This window comes from Spiroplasma poulsonii, from assembly GCF_009866525.1.
GTDB classification, from domain to species: domain Bacteria; phylum Bacillota_I; class Bacilli_A; order Mycoplasmatales; family Mycoplasmataceae; genus Spiroplasma; species Spiroplasma poulsonii.
Window position 1 is genome coordinate 288,858 of the sequence record NZ_CM020866.1, and the last position, 16,180, is coordinate 305,037.

At 26.6% G+C, this 16,180-nt stretch carries 23 protein-coding genes and 6 tRNA genes; 22 read left to right on the top strand and 7 right to left on the bottom strand.

Features of this window, described 5'->3' with window-relative positions:
• Positions 1-8 precede the first annotated feature (8 nt).
• Genes MSROBK_RS11385 through pnuC form a run of 3 tightly spaced genes read right to left on the bottom strand, consistent with a single transcriptional unit; the run spans position 9 to position 689 of the window.
• Positions 9-155 (bottom strand): hypothetical protein, encoded by a 147-nt coding sequence (locus MSROBK_RS11385; RefSeq protein ID WP_227991347.1) that lies wholly within the window; start codon positions 153-155, stop codon positions 9-11.
• A 6-nt stretch (positions 156-161) separates the two neighbouring features.
• Positions 162-443, bottom strand: a complete 282-nt coding sequence (locus MSROBK_RS11390; protein WP_227991348.1) for a nicotinamide mononucleotide transporter — start codon at positions 441-443, stop codon at positions 162-164.
• A gap of 18 nt (positions 444-461) precedes the next feature.
• Positions 462-689 carry a nicotinamide riboside transporter PnuC gene (pnuC, locus tag MSROBK_RS11395; RefSeq protein ID WP_227991349.1) on the bottom strand — a complete coding sequence of 76 codons (228 nt, stop codon included), beginning with the start codon at positions 687-689 and terminating at the stop codon, positions 462-464.
• A 1,448-nt stretch (positions 690-2,137) separates the two neighbouring features.
• Between pnuC and MSROBK_RS01540 the strand changes: the two genes are divergently transcribed.
• From MSROBK_RS01540 to MSROBK_RS12040, 9 genes are all read left to right on the top strand, one after another.
• Positions 2,138-2,213: transfer RNA gene (locus MSROBK_RS01540), tRNA-Asn, on the top strand.
• Between the two features lie 35 nt (positions 2,214-2,248).
• A tRNA-Glu gene (locus MSROBK_RS01545) sits at positions 2,249-2,324 on the top strand.
• 4 nt (positions 2,325-2,328) lie between these two features.
• A tRNA-Val gene (locus MSROBK_RS01550) sits at positions 2,329-2,404 on the top strand.
• A 14-nt stretch (positions 2,405-2,418) separates the two neighbouring features.
• Positions 2,419-2,494: transfer RNA gene (locus tag MSROBK_RS01555), tRNA-Thr, on the top strand.
• Between the two features lie 8 nt (positions 2,495-2,502).
• Positions 2,503-2,578: transfer RNA gene (locus tag MSROBK_RS01560), tRNA-Lys, on the top strand.
• Positions 2,579-2,596: 18 nt separating this feature from the next.
• Positions 2,597-2,681 (top strand) — tRNA-Leu (locus MSROBK_RS01565).
• A 159-nt stretch (positions 2,682-2,840) separates the two neighbouring features.
• Positions 2,841-3,650 (top strand): Cof-type HAD-IIB family hydrolase, encoded by an 810-nt coding sequence (locus tag MSROBK_RS01570; RefSeq protein WP_040092725.1) that lies wholly within the window; start codon positions 2,841-2,843, stop codon positions 3,648-3,650.
• 55 nt (positions 3,651-3,705) lie between these two features.
• Positions 3,706-4,017: a thioredoxin gene (trxA, locus tag MSROBK_RS01575; RefSeq protein ID WP_040092726.1), complete on the top strand. Its 312-nt coding sequence runs from the start codon at positions 3,706-3,708 to the stop codon at positions 4,015-4,017.
• A gap of 53 nt (positions 4,018-4,070) precedes the next feature.
• Positions 4,071-4,193, top strand: coding sequence for a hypothetical protein (locus MSROBK_RS12040; protein WP_258267038.1), 123 nt, complete (start codon positions 4,071-4,073; stop codon positions 4,191-4,193).
• A gap of 31 nt (positions 4,194-4,224) precedes the next feature.
• Here the strand turns inward: MSROBK_RS12040 and MSROBK_RS01580 are convergent, their stop codons facing one another.
• Complete coding sequence (locus MSROBK_RS01580) at positions 4,225-4,641, bottom strand: hypothetical protein (RefSeq protein ID WP_040092727.1); 417 nt, start codon at positions 4,639-4,641, stop codon at positions 4,225-4,227.
• A gap of 182 nt (positions 4,642-4,823) precedes the next feature.
• Entirely contained in the window at positions 4,824-5,327 is a 504-nt protein-coding gene (locus MSROBK_RS01585) for a nitroreductase family protein (protein WP_227991351.1), read from the bottom strand.
• A gap of 140 nt (positions 5,328-5,467) precedes the next feature.
• Between MSROBK_RS01585 and leuS the strand changes: the two genes are divergently transcribed.
• From leuS to MSROBK_RS01620, 8 genes are all read left to right on the top strand, one after another.
• Positions 5,468-7,885, top strand: a complete 2,418-nt coding sequence (gene leuS / locus MSROBK_RS01590; RefSeq protein WP_040092729.1) for a leucine--tRNA ligase — start codon at positions 5,468-5,470, stop codon at positions 7,883-7,885.
• 405 nt (positions 7,886-8,290) lie between these two features.
• Positions 8,291-8,512 (top strand): TMEM164 family acyltransferase, encoded by a 222-nt coding sequence (locus MSROBK_RS11400; RefSeq protein ID WP_227991353.1) that lies wholly within the window; start codon positions 8,291-8,293, stop codon positions 8,510-8,512.
• Between the two features lie 26 nt (positions 8,513-8,538).
• Positions 8,539-8,991, top strand: a complete 453-nt coding sequence (locus MSROBK_RS12780) for an IS5 family transposase (protein WP_040092446.1) — start codon at positions 8,539-8,541, stop codon at positions 8,989-8,991.
• Positions 8,976-9,374, top strand: coding sequence for a transposase family protein (locus tag MSROBK_RS12785; protein ID WP_242441474.1), 399 nt, complete (start codon positions 8,976-8,978; stop codon positions 9,372-9,374). Before MSROBK_RS12780 ends, MSROBK_RS12785 begins: the two co-directional genes overlap by 16 nt.
• A 436-nt stretch (positions 9,375-9,810) precedes the next feature.
• Positions 9,811-10,077: a hypothetical protein gene (locus MSROBK_RS01605; RefSeq protein ID WP_227991355.1), complete on the top strand. Its 267-nt coding sequence runs from the start codon at positions 9,811-9,813 to the stop codon at positions 10,075-10,077.
• A 99-nt stretch (positions 10,078-10,176) separates the two neighbouring features.
• Positions 10,177-10,983 (top strand): NAD(+)/NADH kinase, encoded by an 807-nt coding sequence (locus MSROBK_RS01610; RefSeq protein WP_040092732.1) that lies wholly within the window; start codon positions 10,177-10,179, stop codon positions 10,981-10,983.
• A gap of 2 nt (positions 10,984-10,985) precedes the next feature.
• Complete coding sequence (locus MSROBK_RS01615; protein WP_040092734.1) at positions 10,986-11,357, top strand: PTS sugar transporter subunit IIB; 372 nt, start codon at positions 10,986-10,988, stop codon at positions 11,355-11,357.
• Between the two features lie 61 nt (positions 11,358-11,418).
• Entirely contained in the window at positions 11,419-12,369 is a 951-nt protein-coding gene (locus MSROBK_RS01620; RefSeq protein ID WP_040092735.1) for a J domain-containing protein, read from the top strand.
• Positions 12,370-12,592: 223 nt separating this feature from the next.
• On the opposite strand, the gene MSROBK_RS12790 is transcribed toward MSROBK_RS01620, so the two are convergent.
• A complete protein-coding gene (locus MSROBK_RS12790; protein WP_416375030.1) occupies positions 12,593-12,991 on the bottom strand; it encodes a transposase in 399 nt (132 codons plus the stop codon).
• A complete protein-coding gene (locus MSROBK_RS12795) occupies positions 12,976-13,428 on the bottom strand; it encodes an IS5 family transposase (RefSeq protein ID WP_040092446.1) in 453 nt (150 codons plus the stop codon). The genes MSROBK_RS12790 and MSROBK_RS12795 overlap by 16 nt, the downstream gene beginning before the upstream one ends.
• A 127-nt stretch (positions 13,429-13,555) precedes the next feature.
• Here MSROBK_RS12795 and MSROBK_RS01630 point away from each other — a divergent pair, with 127 nt between their 5' ends.
• The 5 genes from MSROBK_RS01630 (at position 13,556) to MSROBK_RS12815 (ending at position 16,061) form a co-directional block, all read left to right on the top strand.
• A complete protein-coding gene (locus MSROBK_RS01630) occupies positions 13,556-14,077 on the top strand; it encodes a methylated-DNA--[protein]-cysteine S-methyltransferase (RefSeq protein ID WP_040092738.1) in 522 nt (173 codons plus the stop codon).
• A 211-nt stretch (positions 14,078-14,288) separates the two neighbouring features.
• Entirely contained in the window at positions 14,289-14,741 is a 453-nt protein-coding gene (locus MSROBK_RS12800) for an IS5 family transposase (protein WP_040092446.1), read from the top strand.
• A complete protein-coding gene (locus MSROBK_RS12805) occupies positions 14,726-15,124 on the top strand; it encodes a transposase family protein (protein WP_242441474.1) in 399 nt (132 codons plus the stop codon). Before MSROBK_RS12800 ends, MSROBK_RS12805 begins: the two co-directional genes overlap by 16 nt.
• Positions 15,125-15,225: 101 nt before the next feature.
• Complete coding sequence (locus MSROBK_RS12810; protein ID WP_040092647.1) at positions 15,226-15,678, top strand: IS5 family transposase; 453 nt, start codon at positions 15,226-15,228, stop codon at positions 15,676-15,678.
• A complete protein-coding gene (locus MSROBK_RS12815) occupies positions 15,663-16,061 on the top strand; it encodes a transposase family protein (protein ID WP_242441474.1) in 399 nt (132 codons plus the stop codon). Before MSROBK_RS12810 ends, MSROBK_RS12815 begins: the two co-directional genes overlap by 16 nt.
• Positions 16,062-16,180 lie beyond the last annotated feature (119 nt).

Genomic DNA, 16,180 nt, shown 5'->3' on the forward strand with positions numbered 1-16,180 from the left:
CAGAATTATTATTCTGCTTTTTCTCTGTTTAAATAACCACTTCAAATTAAAAAACCAATAATTGTATTAACAATAAAGAAACTCATTTGAATTAGCATATTAATATTAATTGATATAGGATAATTACCACCAACACTATTTACTCCAGCAAACATTGAAAATTACAAAATATTAGAAATTAATCATAAAATTCATTGTTCTTTTAATCGTAAAAACATTAGAATTGAAGCAATAATTGCAATACTATTAGTAATACTATCGAAAAGATGCGGAACTGATTGGTATAAATAAGCATAATCTTGTTTGACAACAGCATAATGAAAGGCGGGAATTTCATAATATCAAGCAATTGTTAAAATAGCACAAGCGCTTAGGACAATTGGGGTTATAATTCATCATTTTGATGTTCTAATGTTTAAAGAGGAGTTTTGTTCAAAGACCAATGTTTTTTGTCAAATGTATTAACCAATAAACTGAAAGGGTAGATAAAAGAATAAATTTAATTGTGCATCACCGGTATAACCAAAATCAAAAGCAAATAATCCAAAAGTTGTAACATTAATTAAACCTCAAAAAAAGTTACTCATTTTTCCAAAACTAATTAAAAAAACATTTAAAATTCCAGTAAAACTAACTAATCCACTTAAGGAATATAATGTTGCATCAATTCATTTTGGCATATTGTCCAAATAAGGTTTGGGAGTATTTAGGACATTCACAATACTAAAGAAAGAAGGAATATTATAAGGATCAATAAAATGATTAAAATCAAAAAAAGATAATAAGGTAACAATAATGCCAAGACAAATTAAAAGAATCTTAAAACTCTTGGGTAGTTATTTAATATCTTTTCAGATTGTTTTTACACCAAGAAAATTAATTGGTCGGGTAATTATAAATCATTTTTGCTGTTTATTTTTCATTTTAGATAACTATCTTAAACTTTCTTTTTGTTTATCTTCTTAAAGTTATAAATATATCTTAACAAAAAATATTGTTTTTTGTTATATTTTGATTGGATTTGCTATAATCAAACTAAGAAAAAGTCATGATAAATATTTACTAACACGATAATTTTTAAAAATAATATTAAGTTTGAATTAAAAGGAAGATTAATAATGAAAAAGTTATTAAATATGTTTTAAAAAATGATTATTAGTCAAAATAAGTTTAAAAATAGTTTATGGTCACGTTGTATTACAACAGTATTAATAATTCTGTTTTTTCACTTTATATTTATTATACTTGAGATATTAATTGACAGTGACTTCTCATTAATTTTTCTATATTAACAGGTGTAAGTATTGTCATTAATATTATTGATTGATATTTTCAATTGTATATAATTAAACATCATGAGCAAAAATTCTTATTTAAAATAATGAAAAATCGGAGTTATCCTCAAAATTTTAACGCAAAAAAACAAGTAAATATTATAGTTAACCTAAAAAAGAGTGAATATTTTATTGTACTGTTTTAAATGTTTTTATTATTATTTTTATGCCTTTATTTTTGATGTTATTAAATGATTTATTTTTAATTGGTAAATTATTGTTACTTATGCTTATCTTTAGTTATTTTTTATTATTAAGTTTATATGAAATATATTACAATAATCAACACGTTATTTTAAAAGATAATGATGAGTATCAGAAGATTTTATTCCGGTTTATTTAGGTTTTTTTGGATTAATTGCCAATATTGTTATATAGTATATAACTTTAAGCTATTTATATGCCCAACCCTTTAGTAAGATAATTATTGCAACAAATAGAAATGGAATCTGAATTTTCTTTACATCATATAATTATATTCATGTTATTTTGCATAATTTCTTTATGCTTCTTTTCTTAATGTGACTTATGTAATTAATGTTATTTTATTTATTAGATTTTAGTACTCTTAATAAAAATAAGAAAAGACTATTAATTCAAATTTTTTGTTTTTTAAATATTTTGGCTATTTTAAGCTTAATTATAAAATTATCTTTAAAAGTATAAATAAATTAAATTGATGCAACAGTTATTGCACAAATTTAATTTTTAAAGAGTTTTATAAAAATTAAAAAAATGGCTAAAAATAGTTGCTTGTTTTTCAATATTTAGTATATAATGAATAAGGCTAAAAAATATGCCATGCCTAGTTAGCTCAGTCGGTAGAGCACTCGGCTGTTAACCGATCGGTCGCAGGTTCGAGTCCTGCACTAGGCGCCATTATTTTTTTTTGAAAATTTTTACGAATATTTATTGGCCTGTTGGTGAAGCGGTTAACACACATGCCTTTCACGCATGCATTCACGGGTTCAAACCCCGTACAGGTCACCATTTTCCGGTGTTAGCTCAGTTGGGAGAGCGCCTGCCTTACAAGCAGGTGGTCAGCGGTTCAAGTCCGTTACACCGGACCATTTTTTAATTATAGGCTGGCTTAGCTCAACTGGTAGAGCAACTGACTTGTAATCAGTAGGTTGGGAGTTCAATTCTTCTAGCCAGCACCATTGACTTTCTCCTGTTAGCTCAGTAGGTAGAGCATCTGGCTTTTAACCAGTGGGTCAAAGGTTCAAGTCCTTTACAGGAGACCATTTTTAAAAACCAAATACCCGGGTGTGGCGGAACTGGCAGACGCACCAGACTTAGGATCTGGCGGGGTAACTCGTGGGGGTTCAAGTCCCTTCACCCGGACCATAAAAAGAAACAAATGACACTTTATAAGTGTTTTTTTATTTTGTAAAATTTTTTTAATTTTGTTATTTTTCTACTATAATTAATAAAACTATAAAATAGTGTCTGATACATACCTTAAATAATTGATCATACAACTTTTGGTTAGAAAGAAGGATACAGATGAAAAAAGCCGTTTTTTCAGATCTAGATGGAACTTTATTAAAGGATAATCATCGTTTTAGTAAATTGACGAAGAAAACCATTAATTCAGTGCAAAAAAAAGGAATTCCGTTTGTGGTAACAACGGGGCGATTAGCAAATGATGCAATTCGTCAAGCCCGTAAACTAAAAGTTCATAAATATCATGGTTATGTTTTGGCCAACAATGGGGCGAGTGCATATTCATTTAAAACAAATAGTTTTTTATGAATGATGATTTTTACAACAGCTGAAATTAATACTCTTTTTAAATTTACTTATCAAAAGTATAAAGTTCATTTTTTTAGTAATAATAGTACTTATGTTTATGAGTATGGTGAAAATTCTTATTATTGATCAAAAATAATGCGAACTAAATATCAGGTTATTACTAAACCAGAAGAGATTATTGAAGACATTACGCATGCCAATGTTATTACACATGAATCATTGAATGATAATGATGCGGCAGGATTAATACAAGAATTACGGCAACTATTACCACAATTAGATATTACACAGTATAATAATCGTGTTTTTGAAATTGCTTGTAAAGTTATTTCAAAAGGGAGTGCATTGCAGTTTTTATCACATCATATTGGGATTGATATTAGTCAAACTTATTCGTTTGGTGATTCTTATAGTGATCTTGAATTGATTCGTCAAGCTGGAGTTGGAATTGCTGTTGGTAATGCAATTGATGAATTAAAAGCAATGGCCAATGAGGTGACGTTATCAAATCGGGAAGATGTACCAGCAAAATATTTGCAACAGTTTTTATTAAAAAAATAAAACTTTTGTGATATGATAAAAAAAGCAAGAAAGTTCAGTAAAGGAGAGAGTAAAAATGGCTGTAAATGAAATAAAAACTATTGATGACTTTAAAAAAGCAATTGCCGAAAACAAATTAACATTAGTTGATTTTTATGCTGATTGATGTGGACCATGTAAAATGATTGCGCCGGTAATTAGTGAATTGGCAAAAGACCGTGGTGATGTTAATTTTGTTAAAATTAATGTTGACGAATTACAAGATCTTGCTCAAGATTATGGAATTTTATCAATTCCAACATTAATTACATTTCAAAATGGAAGTGAATTAAAACGAAAAACTGGATTTGTAACTCGTAATGAAATTGAACAAGAATTGTTAAGTTAAAATTAGTTGTTAAAAAAATTTAATAACAATCAAAAGAAGAAGGTGAATAGGAAATGGCAATGAAAAAACGCCGTCGTTTAATTGCGGAGAAAAAAACAGCGAAAGCCTTAGCACGAAAAGAAGCTGCAAAAAAAACAAAAGAAAAAGATAACTTAGAAGCGAAAGCTTCAAAATAAAAAAAGAAAATAATATTATTTTCTTTTTTATTTATCTTAAGATAGAAAAAATAACAGCTGTAATTAAAGCATAGCTAAAGTTAATGCCAAGCGTTGTTACAAGGATAAAACCTTTTTTCTTTAAATATCAAAGATAACCATCATATTCTGTTTGTAAATGTGAATATTTGGTTATAATATTAAATCCTAAATCTGCTTGTAACGGAGTTAATTCTTTAGTTTTGCTTAGTTTTCGTAAGGGATTTCGAACGATAATTCAATTACTAATAAACATTGTTAGAATAATAATAATTAAAATTCCAAAGAAAATTTGTGATAAATCACTATTACTTAAGTGTAAGGTATTTTTATATAATACTAACGGAATTGTTGTTGCAATTTGTGCTAATAGAAAAATAACATTACAGCTTAAACTAATAATTAAAAATGTTTTAAGTGATGTTTTCATGGTTATATTATTGCTTTCTGATTAATTGTTATCTGTGTATTAACTTTTAAAAGATAGTAACAAATTCATCTTCTGGAATTCGTAAGCGGGGAAAACTTGTTCCTGCTGTGTTGTCATCATAATATCCAAAAAGCATTCCTAAAGCTAAATGTCATTTTGTTGTGTCAACAATATTGTGTTCTTTAAAAAAAGGGAATAGCTTGGGTTGGTGTGACCCCGCCCATAATACTTGACCCAATTTTTAAATCAGCTGCTTGTAATGCCAAAAAACTAGCAACTATATGTGTTTGTTCATCAGAAAACATATCTGGACTTAGGCAAGTTTTTAAATAATTACTCATTCCTTTTACATTATTTGTTAATGCTTCGCCTTCAAAAATTCGTCCCAAACGTTTTGTTAGAAATTCTTCTGAAGTTAAATAATCTCCGTTTGATCCTAATAATAATGCCAAAACTGGAACGTCTTTTACTTTTTGTTGGTTTCCTGCCATAAAACAATTTAATGCTGCTTGTTCTTTTAATTTTTGATCTTTAATAATAATAACTTTCACTGGTTCTAATCCATTTGAACTAGGTGCTAAAGCACCAGTGGTTAAGATTGTTTTTAAATGAGCATCGCTAATTGTTTTTGTTTTATCGTAAATTTTGATGGCTTTACGAAATTGTGCTGCTTGTTGTACACTCATTGTTTTTCCTCTACTTTCTCGGTTTCTTAATAGTTCTTATTATACGCGAATAAAATTAAATTAATAGTGCTTAAACCGCTAACAAACTTTACGAACAATGCTATAATAAGAAAAGATAAAATTAAGAAAGGATAATAAAAATGGAATTTTCGCATAAGGTAATTGAGCAAAAATGACAACAATATTGAGAAAAACACCAAACTTTTAAAACACCAAATAATTCTGATAAAAAGGCTTATATTTTAGATATGTTTCCGTATCCTTCGGGGGCAGGTTTACATGTTGGACATCCAAAAGGATACGTTGCAACTGATGTTGTTAGCCGTATGCGAAAATTACAAGGGTATGATGTTTTACATCCAATTGGGTGAGATGCTTTTGGATTACCAGCTGAACAATATGCTTTACAAACAGGAAATGATCCTGCTGAATTTACATTACAAAACATTGCTAATTTTCGGAATCAATTAAAAGCCCTTGGATTTAGTTATGATTATAATAAAGAGGTTAATACTTCTTCACCAGGGTTTTTTAAAACAACACAATTGATTTTTGAATTATTATATCAAAATGGTTTAGCTGAGATGCGTTATGTTGATGTTAATTGGTGTCCTGAACTAGGAACTGTTTTAGCAAATGAAGAAGTTTTAAATATCAATGGCAAAATGGTATCAGAACGAGGACATTATCCAGTTTATAAAAAACCAATGCGGCAATGAGTTTTAAAGATTACGGCTTATGCTGAAAAATTATTAGAAGGTTTAGATGAAGTTGATTGGCCAGAATCAGTCAAGGATTTACAACGTAATTGAATTGGTAAATCAGTTGGTGCTGAAATTAATTTTGCAGTTCAAGATAGTTCAGAAATTATTGAAGTTTTTACAACTCGAGCAGATACTATTTTTGGTGTTGAATACATAGTTTTAGCACCAGAGCACCCATTAGTCACAAAATTAACAACATCAGAATACAAAACAAAAGTAACAGAATTTTTAGCAACCACAAAAGCAAAAAGTGATTTAGATCGTCAAGACAATAGTAAAGAAAAAACGGGAATGTTTATTGGAAGTTATGCAATTAATCCAGTTAACAAAAAAGTTTTACCAATTTGGATTGCTGATTATGTGTTACCATTTTATGCAACCGGAGCTGTAATGGCTGTTCCTGGTCATGATGAGCGTGATTATTTGTTTGCTTTAAAATATCAATTACCAATTAGTTATGTTATTGAAGGTGAACACTATGGAAAATTACACAATAAGGATGGAAAACACATTAATTCGGAGTTTTTAAATGGTTTAACAACTAACGAGGCAGTCACAAAAGCAATTACTGTTTTATCAGCGGCAGGACATTCCACTGCAAAGGTAACTTATAAACTTCGTGATTGATTATTTTCTCGTCAACGTTATTGAGGAGAACCATTCCCGGTTATTCATTGAGAAGATGGTTCAATTAGTTTAGTTGATGAAAAAGAATTACCATTAGAATTACCAAAAATGACAAACATTAAACCTTCGCAAACTGGAGAATCACCATTAGCTAATGCAAAAGATTGGTTAACAGTTGTTGATAGCACTGGTAAAAAGGGACGACGAGAAACTAATACAATGCCGCAATGAGCTGGTAGTTGTTGATATTACTTGGGCTATATTTTAATGGAAAACAATGAAATGTTAGATTTACGAAGTTCAGCAGCACAAAAATTATTAAAAAAATGATTACCAGTTGATTTATATGTTGGTGGCCAAGAACATGCTGTCTTGCATTTATTATATTCACGGTTTTGACATAAATTTTTATATGATCAAAAGTTAGTCCCAACTTCAGAACCATTTTATAAGTTAGTGAACCAGGGGATGATTTTAGGTGCTGATGGGACAAAAATGAGTAAATCAAAAGGTAATGTAATTAATCCTGATGATATTATTAAATCGCATGGAGCTGATACTTTACGGTTATATGAAATGTTTATGGGTCCAATTGAAGCATCGTTACCATGAAATCCAAGCGGTTTAGACTCAGCCCGAAAATGATTAGATCGGGTTTATCGTCTTGTTAAAAATAATAACTTTACGCAAGTTAATAATCACCAATTAGATTTTGTTTATCATAATATGGTTAAAAAAGGGACAGAAATGATTGAAAAACTAAGTTTTAATACTGCTGTTTCGCAATTAATGGTTTTTATTAATGCTTGTTATAAAGATGAGACCCCCATTTATCAACCATATTTTGAAGGGTTTACGAAAATGTTAAGTCTTTTTGTACCACATTTAGCAGAAGAAATTTGAGTTAATTTACAACAAACATCAGCAATTGCACTATCAACTTGGCCAACTTATGATGAAAAATATTTACAAAAAAATGAAGTTATAATTGCAGTCCAAGTTAATGGTAAATTACGTGCTAAATTAGAAGTTGTGATTGATACTTCCGATGAGGATTTATTAGCTTTAGCAAAAGCAAATCCTAATGTTAAAACTTTTTTAGTTAATCATCACATCGTGAAAGAAATTGTTATTAAAAATAAAATTGTTAATTTTGTTGTAAAATAATGTTGAAAAATTATTTAATAATTTATAATTTTAAGCAAAGGAGAAAATAGAAAGATGAAATTTGTTCGTTCTAGTGATGGACCTTGAGGATTCTTTGATTCAGCAGGTTCATATGTACCAGGAGCAGATTGAATGAGCCAATGATTTTCTAAAGGACATAGTTATATTTTTTAATTAGTTGGAATTGCTATTTTTGTCTTAATTATTGGATCATTATTTTTTGCAAAAAAATATTATGCTAAAACTGTTAATTGAAAATGATTTCGAATTTCAATTGGAAGTTATCAAATTGCAACTTATTTTTTAACTTATGCGATTTGAGTATCATATTTAGCACTTGTTTTAAAAACAGAATGAATTTGAGGACCAGTTGGTCCGTCCCAAGTTCGTGGTTTAAGTGAATTAATGCCCTTACATTTATGTAGTCTGCACCAGTTATTATCAGGATTTATTTTAATTTTTCCTAGTCGAAAATTTTTTGAAGTTGTAGCACCATCAGCAATTATTTTACCAATCTTAGCAATTATTACACCAGTTAATGGGTATTGAAGCTTAGATAATTTCTTTTATTATAATTACTTTATTAGACTTCTTGCGATACCCTTTTTTATTAAAATATTATTATAAAATATAATTTATGAGGACATAAAAATATGAACAATAATAAATTTAATACTCTTAATGATAGAGAATGGTTAAGATTAACAGGAATAAAAAAATCCACTTTTAATAAAATGTTAGATATTTTAAAAGTTGCTGAAATAGAAAAATTTAAAAAAGGTGGTAAAACTAATAAATTATCATTAGAAAATAGATTATTGATGACTTTATTATATTGACGAGAATATCAGACTTATTTTCATCTTGGTAAAAGTTTTGATATTAGTGAGGCTAATTGTTATCGTAATATTAAGTGAATTGAAGATATTTTAATTAAAAACTCTGATTTTCAACAACTTGCTGGTAAAAAAGCACTAATAAATGATTATTTTAATGATAAAACTATTATTATTGATGCTACCGAAACTCCAATCCAACGCCCAAAAAAAGACAAAAACAATCTTATTCTGGTAAAAAGAAAAAACACACGATCAAAACACAAGTAATTATCGAACAAGAAACCAAAAAAATTATTGCAACAAGTTTTTCGCTCGGAAAAAAACATGATTATGCTTTATTTAAAGAATCAAAAATCCCAATTTTAAAAAATACCAAATTAATAGTTGATAGTGGTTATCAAGGAATACAAAAAAATCACAATAATGTTCTAATACCTACAAAGAAAACAAAGAAAAACCCTTTAAACAAAGAACAAAAGCAATATAATAGACTAGTTTCAAAAATGAGAATTATTATTGAAAATATTTTTGCTATTCTTAAAAAATTTAAAATTATTACAGAAAAATATCGTAATCGAAGAAAAAGATTTGGTTTAAGATTTAATTTAATTGCCTCAATTTATAATTTACAATTATTATATTTAACATAAAATATTTATTTAAAATTAAATAATTTAAATAATAAATTAATTTTTCGTTGTGGAAAAATATTAAATTTTTAAATAAAAAACATAATTAATTAAAATTATATTTTTCTATTAGTATCTTTTTTACAAATATTTGCAATTTTTTAACAAGTAATGCAAGAAGTCTATTCTACATACTTTAATTATTTTTGCTTATTTATATGTTTATAAATATGGTTTAGTTGGGCGCCCTTATAGTGGTTTATTATTTAAATGACAATTATTATGATTAACATTATTTTCAATTATCGCAGTAGTTTGAGATTGGATTTTTAAAACTAATCAGTTATTTGTTGGTCCAAATAGTGGAGAACCATGAAATAATGGTGGTTTTAATGTCGGGGGATGAAATACAAACTTTATCGGGCTTAAGTATATGTGACCATTTGCCCGATTACCAATGTTTATTTTAGGAATTGTAATGGTTTCTATCACCCATGTCGTCTTATTTTATATTCCACAAAGTTTTTTATATGATGCAAAAACAAAAGAACTAATATCAGTTCCGCGTGGATCATGTAATAAGTTTCGAACAAAACAAGGGTTAACTTATGTTGGATTTACTTTTACTTATATTTTTTGACCAGATAATAAAATTCACCATCATTTAAGTCAAACTAATTTATTACAGTTTACTGATGTTGAATTACTAACCCTATCTCACTAAAATAGGCAGAAATACTGCCTATTTTTTAATTAATCCGACTTACAATTTAAAATAAAGGTATAATATAACTAAAATGTTAAGAAAAGGTGGATGATAACAATGTTTAAATATGCAATTATTGCAAATGACTATCAAGAATCAGCCAAGTTGGTTAGTAAAATTGCCAAAACATTACAAAATTATGGTTTAGCAGAAGATATTGTTAATCCAGAATATGTTTTTGTTATTGGTGGGGATGGTACCTTATTACGCGCTGTTAATGAGTTCCAAGATATTATTGATGAAGTTTATTTTATTGTTATCAAGTCTGGATCATTGGGGTTTTATGCTAATTATGATGAGAAAACATATTCTCGAGCAATTGATGCAATTATTAATGATACAGCGCGGATTCGGCAAATGCCCTTATTAGAAATTAAATATAACAATAATATTATTCGCTATGCTTTAAACGAAGCAAAAGTTGTTGACCATGTTAAAACAATTCGGACTGACATTTATGTCAATAATGATTTGTTAGAACATTTTCGTGGGAGTGGTTTAGTATTTTCAACAAAAACAGGGTCAACAGGGTATATGCGAGCAATTAATGGCTCAATTATTGCGGCGAATATGACAACATTATGACAATTAAAAGAAATTGCCCCCGTTGCTAATTCAACATTTTCAACGATTAATGCTTCTATTATTTTGGACCAAGCACAGGTTGTTCGCTTAACAGGAGAATTAGCAGGGAAAAGTTTAGTTATTGATACTTATGAATCAGAAATTTTGAGTTCGCAAATTGAATTAAAAATTAGTCAAAAAACATTAAATTTATTTTATGATGAAGAAAATAATTTAAGTATGATTGCTAAAATGAAAATTTTATTTGCACATTGTAATAACAACAGAAGGGATGAGTAGCAATGCGAGCAGAATATATCATCATTATTGTAGTGGCCATGATTTTAATGCTATTATTTATTTTAATGATGGTTTTTCGTAAAAAGATTTTTAATTTTCAAAAATTCTTAATTCCAAAGCAAAAAATCTCTTTTTCTGTTAATGACCTAATCACGATTTTAGGGACAAGTGATAACATTGTTATGGTTAAAGCAACTTTGACCCGTTTACGAGTAACAGTAAAAGATTTGGATGAAGTTGATTTTGAATTATTAAAAACAAAGTTTAAACTAAAACACATTGATACTGTTTTACAAACAGTAATTATGCCATTTGGTAATATTAGTGTGGCTGTTAAGAGTGAAATTGATGCCGTAATGCAAAAAGAACAATAGATAATATTTGATTAATAAATTGACGGTAGTAAAATTGTTATAAAAAGGAGTATATATCACAATGAATTGAGTAATTATAGTTTTGGTCATTGTTGCTTTTTCTTTAGTGGGAGCTTTGTTTAGTTTTTGGTTTCGAAAGGCAAAATATCATTTTAAAAATGAAGAACATACCATTAATGGCAAAGACCAAGCCGATAAAAGTTATGAGCTTATGATGACAATTATTGTTGAAGATGAATCAATTGCAAAATATTTGTTACCATTACCACGATATGTTGATACTTCAATCCCAGATTATCAAATTGATTTTAACTTAGGATTATTTATGTCTGATTATTGAGAATTAATTCATTATTTGAATAAAACAACAGACCCAATTGCAAACGATATTTTTATTGAATATTTTACAACAATTAATGAAGAATTAAATAATTTATTAACAGAAGTTATTAGTAACAACATTGAACCGTTAGCAACAGTCTTTGTAGCATTATATGATCAAAAAACATGAGGTAAAACTTTTGTTGAATGTTTTTTAAAACCATATGTCTTATTAACTAGAAAGATGTTAGCAACGCATTTAGTTCCTGATAGTTTTACAATTTTGAAACAAATTAAATTTTATTTACGATGAAAAGATCGCCAAATTTTTGCTGAATTAGAAGCAGTTTTTTATACCGCTTTAAATGAACATCTTACTTTGGTAAATAAAATTTATCAAGAATTTATTCAGAAATTAGAAACTGATTTTAACACTTTTTTTGATTCACAAACATGAGAAAACTTTCAACAACCTGCATCAACTACTGCTGAATTAGAAGAATTATATCAATTGTTTGGGTTAAATTCATCAGCTTCAATTAATGATATTAAACGAGCATATCGTCAGTTAGCAAAAAAATATCATCCTGATTTAAATAAAAGTTTTGATAGTGAAGAACTAATGCGAAAAATTAATGATGGTTATAAAAAGTTATTAGCTAATCATCAACAAGAAGAAACGGAAGTTTAAATATTTGTTAGTTACCAATTGTTTTTATTAAAATTAATAGTATAATTTTATTAACTTAATAGACTTCTTGCATTACTTGTTAAAAAATTGCAAATATTTGTAAAAAAGATACTAATAGAAAAATATAATTTTAATTAATTATGTTTTTTATTTAAAAATTTAATATTTTTCCACAACGAAAAATTAATTTATTATTTAAATTATTTAATTTTAAATAAATATTTTATGTTAAATATAATAATTGTAAATTATAAATTGAGGCAATTAAATTAAATCTTAAACCAAATCTTTTTCTTAGATTACGATATTTTTCTGTAATAATTTTAAATTTTTTAAGAATAGCAAAAATATTTTCAATAATAATTCTCATTTTTGAAACTAGTCTATTATATTGCTTTTGTTCTTTGTTTAAAGGGTTTTTCTTTGTTTTCTTTGTAGGTATTAGAACATTATTGTGATTTTTTTGTATTCCTTGATAACCACTATCAACTATTAATTTGGTATTTTTTAAAATTGGGATTTTTGATTCTTTAAATAAAGCATAATCATGTTTTTTTCCGAGCGAAAAACTTGTTGCAATAATTTTTTTGGTTTCTTGTTCGATAATTACTTGTGTTTTGATCGTGTGTTTTTTCTTTTTACCAGAATAAGATTGTTTTTGTCTTTTTTTGGGCGTTGGATTGGAGTTTCGGTAGCATCAATAATAATAGTTTTATCATTAAAATAATCATTTATTAGTGCTTTTTTACCAGCAAGTTGTTGAAAATCAGAGTTTTTAATTAAAATATCTTCAATTCACTTAATATTACGATAACAATTAGCCTCACTAATATCAAAACTTTTACCAAGATGAAAATAAGTCTGATATTCTCGTCAATATAATAAAGTCATCAATAATCTATTTTCTAATGATAATTTATTAGTTTTACCACCTTTTTTAAATTTTTCTATTTCAGCAACTTTTAAAATATCTAACATTTTATTAAAAGTGGATTTTTTTATTCCTGTTAATCTTAACCATTCTCTATCATTAAGAGTATTAAATTTATTATTGTTCATATTTTTATGTCCTCATAAATTATATTTTATAATAATATTTTAATAAAAAAGGGTATCGCAAGAAGTCTAATGGATAAAAGAATTTATTTTAGTATGCAAAAGTTATGACAAGAGAGGAAAAATAAATATGACTGTGCAAAAAGTAATAAAATGATACTATACTAATTTAAAATTTAATAATTGAGATTTATATGTTGCTGTTTCTGACCAAGGAGTTACTTTTATTGGTTCTAACCATAAAGGTTTTAGTGAGTTAGAATATTGACAACAGAAAAAAGGTACAAATATTCTGTTAGTTGCTGATCAAGGGGGAAAGACCGATAAGGTAATTACCCAATTAACAGAATATTTAGCAGGGAAACGAACAACTTTTACCTTACCGTTTGATTTTATTGGAACATTGTTTCAACAAAAAGTTTGACGAGAAGTTGCAAAAATACCATATGGGACAACAACTTGTTACTCAGATATTGCCCAAAAAATTGGCCATCCCCGCGCCGTTCGTGCTGTTGGAACTGCCATTGGAAATAATTCAATGACAATTATTGTGCCATGTCACCGTGTTCTTGGCAAGAATAATGCTTTACGTGGTTATCGTGGTGGATTGGAAATGAAAGCATCATTATTACAATTAGAAAACATTTGATAATTTACAATATTTTATTATTTAAAAATAAAATATTTTTTAATTTGTAATTTTTAAAATTATGTTATGATTATTGTGGCCCTTTTGATAACGTTTAAGATGTAATCTTTAGGAAAAAAGAAAAAATAAAGATTAATTTAAATAATAGACTTCTTGCGATACCCTTTTTTATTAAAATATTATTATAAAATATAATTTATGAGGACATAAAAATATGAACAATAATAAATTTAATACTCTTAATGATAGAGAATGGTTAAGATTAACAGGAATAAAAAAATCCACTTTTAATAAAATGTTAGATATTTTAAAAGTTGCTGAAATAGAAAAATTTAAAAAAGGTGGTAAAACTAATAAATTATCATTAGAAAATAGATTATTGATGACTTTATTATATTGACGAGAATATCAGACTTATTTTCATCTTGGTAAAAGTTTTGATATTAGTGAGGCTAATTGTTATCGTAATATTAAGTGAATTGAAGATATTTTAATTAAAAACTCTGATTTTCAACAACTTGCTGGTAAAAAAGCACTAATAAATGATTATTTTAATGATAAAACTATTATTATTGATGCTACCGAAACTCCAATCCAACGCCCAAAAAAAGACAAAAACAATCTTATTCTGGTAAAAAGAAAAAACACACGATCAAAACACAAGTAATTATCGAACAAGAAACCAAAAAAATTATTGCAACAAGTTTTTCGCTCGGAAAAAAACATGATTATGCTTTATTTAAAGAATCAAAAATCCCAATTTTAAAAAATACCAAATTAATAGTTGATAGTGGTTATCAAGGAATACAAAAAAATCACAATAATGTTCTAATACCTACAAAGAAAACAAAGAAAAACCCTTTAAACAAAGAACAAAAGCAATATAATAGACTAGTTTCAAAAATGAGAATTATTATTGAAAATATTTTTGCTATTCTTAAAAAATTTAAAATTATTACAGAAAAATATCGTAATCGAAGAAAAAGATTTGGTTTAAGATTTAATTTAATTGCCTCAATTTATAATTTACAATTATTATATTTAACATAAAATATTTATTTAAAATTAAATAATTTAAATAATAGACTTCTTGCGATACCCTTTTTTATTAAAATATTATTATAAAATATAATTTATGAGGACATAAAAATATGAACAATAATAAATTTAATACTCTTAATGATAGAGAATGGTTAAGATTAACAGGAATAAAAAAATTCACTTTTAATAAAATGTTAGATATTTTAAAAGTTGCTGAAATAGAAAAATTTAAAAAAGGTGGTAAAACTAATAAATTATCATTAGAAAATAGATTATTGATGACTTTATTATATTGACGAGAATATCAGACTTATTTTCATCTTGGTAAAAGTTTTGATATTAGTGAGGCTAATTGTTATCGTAATATTAAGTGAATTGAAGATATTTTAATTAAAAACTCTGATTTTCAACAACTTGCTGGTAAAAAAGCACTAATAAATGATTATTTTAATGATAAAACTATTATTATTGATGCTACCGAAACTCCAATCCAACGCCCAAAAAAAGACAAAAACAATCTTATTCTGGTAAAAAGAAAAAACACACGATCAAAACACAAGTAATTATCGAACAAGAAACCAAAAAAATTATTGCAACAAGTTTTTCGCTCGGAAAAAAACATGATTATGCTTTATTTAAAGAATCAAAAATCCCAATTTTAAAAAATACCAAATTAATAGTTGATAGTGGTTATCAAGGAATACAAAAAAATCACAATAATGTTCTAATACCCACAAAGAAAACAAAGAAAAACCCTTTAAACAAAGAACAAAAGCAATATAATAGACTAGTTTCAAAAATGAGAATTATTATTGAAAATATTTTTGCTATTCTTAAAAAATTTAAAATTATTACAGAAAAATATCGTAATCGAAGAAAAAGATTTGGTTTAAGATTTAATTTAATTGCCTCAATTTATAATTTACAATTATTATATTTAACATAAAATATTTATTTAAAATTAAATAATTTAAATAATAAATTAATTTTTCGTTGTGGAAAAATATTAAATTTTTAAATAAAAAACATAATTAATTAAAATTATATTTTTCTATTAGTATCTTT